Genomic DNA, 1,670 nt, shown 5'->3' on the forward strand with positions numbered 1-1,670 from the left:
GCTCTGGTAAATCCTTGCTCGGCTGCTTTCATGAGCCAGGTCACGGCGGATTTACGATCGCCGATACTTTGAAAAGTATTCGCTATTTCAAATTGAGCTTCCGGATCTCCCAGGGTTGCGGCCCTGGTAAGATATTCCATGTATTTTTTATCGTCTGATTTGAGTCTGTAAATTGTAGCAAGGTAAAAATGCGCACGAACATGACCTTGAACCGCTGCTTTTTCGTACCACTCGGCAGCTTTGTCGTAATCTCTGGGTACGATACCGTAAGGCCTGTCAAATACGCGTTTGGGATCGGTTGAGCCATCTCCTACTTCATAAAAATACCCCAAATTGACCATGGCACTGGAATTACCTTGCTCTGCCGATTTAAGCGTCCACTGAAAGGCAAGCTTAGGGTCTTTGGGAAAACCGTGAAGACCGTGCGTATAAAAATGACCGAGCGCATTTTGAGCAATGGCGTCTCCACCTTCTGCCGCTTTACGATACAACTGGATGCTCATATTTTCATTCCTGGGTTTATGGACGCCTTCTTCATAAATTTGGGCCAAAATACATAGTGAGGCAGGGTTATTTTGAGAGGCTGCCTTTTCCCACCAGGAGATCGCTTTTTCCATATTCTTTTCCATGCCAAATGCTCCCTGGGCACAAGCAAGCCCCATGTATTGTTGTGCTGCCGCGTCTCCTTGCTTCGCCGACAATTCAATCAATTTGATTCCTTTTGCCGGATCCTTTCCGGTTCCATTTCCATCAATAAGACATAAGCCTAAACTGAATTGAGCGCTTTTCTCTTCCTGAGCGACGGCTTTCTCCCACCACGATACGGCTTCTTTTATATTTTTTTCAACTCCCATACCCGTGAAATACATACTGCCGGCGCGTTTCTGAGCCTCAGGAACCCCTTGCCGGGCCGCCCGGAGTGTCCATTGTGCCCCCAGTTGCAGATCCTGGGGAATATTTCCCAACCCATATAAATATCCCATCCCGAGCAAGTTTTGGGCATATGCATCCTCTTCTTCCGCTGTTTTTGTAAGCCAGGAAATGGCAATTTGAGGATTTTTCGGAATTCCTCCTTTCCCGTTAAGATAATAAAGCGCTAGAGCATTCATGGCTTGGATATGACCCAATTCCGCCGCTTTCCGGTACAGCTCGAAAGCCTGCTGTTCATTTTGTTCCACCATATTCCCCTGTTCATAACATTGGGCCAGAATATACAAGGCCTTGGGATGATTGAGATCGGCCGCTTTCTTCCAGTGTGAAAAGGCTTTCTTCATATCATCATTCAAGGCGTAGGAATCACCCAGCCATAACAAGGCTTTCGTATCATTCTGTTCCGCCGCCTTTGAAATCCATTTCATGGCTTCATCGTGGTCTTTCCGGCATCCTTCTCCGGAAGAATATAAGAGACCAGTCATAAACTGTGCATTAGGTAATCCCTGTTCGGCCGCTTTCAGGAACCATCCAAAGGCTTGTTCCATATTTCTTGTCCCTGAAGTTCCTTTGGCTTCCAGCAACCCCATGTTGAATTGAGCGTTTGCAAATCCCTGCTGAGCCGATTTAAGCAACCATTTGCGTGCTTCGGTATCATTATGCTCAACACCAAGGGATGTGGCATAAGCCACTCCCAGATTGTATTGGGCTTTGGCATGGCCTTGTTTCGCCGCTTTGTA

Annotated in this window: 1 protein-coding gene; it reads right to left on the reverse strand. The window is 47.0% G+C overall.

Features of this window, described 5'->3' with window-relative positions:
• Positions 1 to 1,670 (reverse strand): SEL1-like repeat protein (locus tag QSJ36_RS12770; protein ID WP_285468793.1); only part of this gene is annotated, 1,670 nt, incomplete at both ends.

This window comes from Akkermansia sp. NBRC 115031 (assembly GCF_030268505.1).
Lineage (GTDB): Bacteria > Verrucomicrobiota > Verrucomicrobiia > Verrucomicrobiales > Akkermansiaceae > Akkermansia > Akkermansia massiliensis.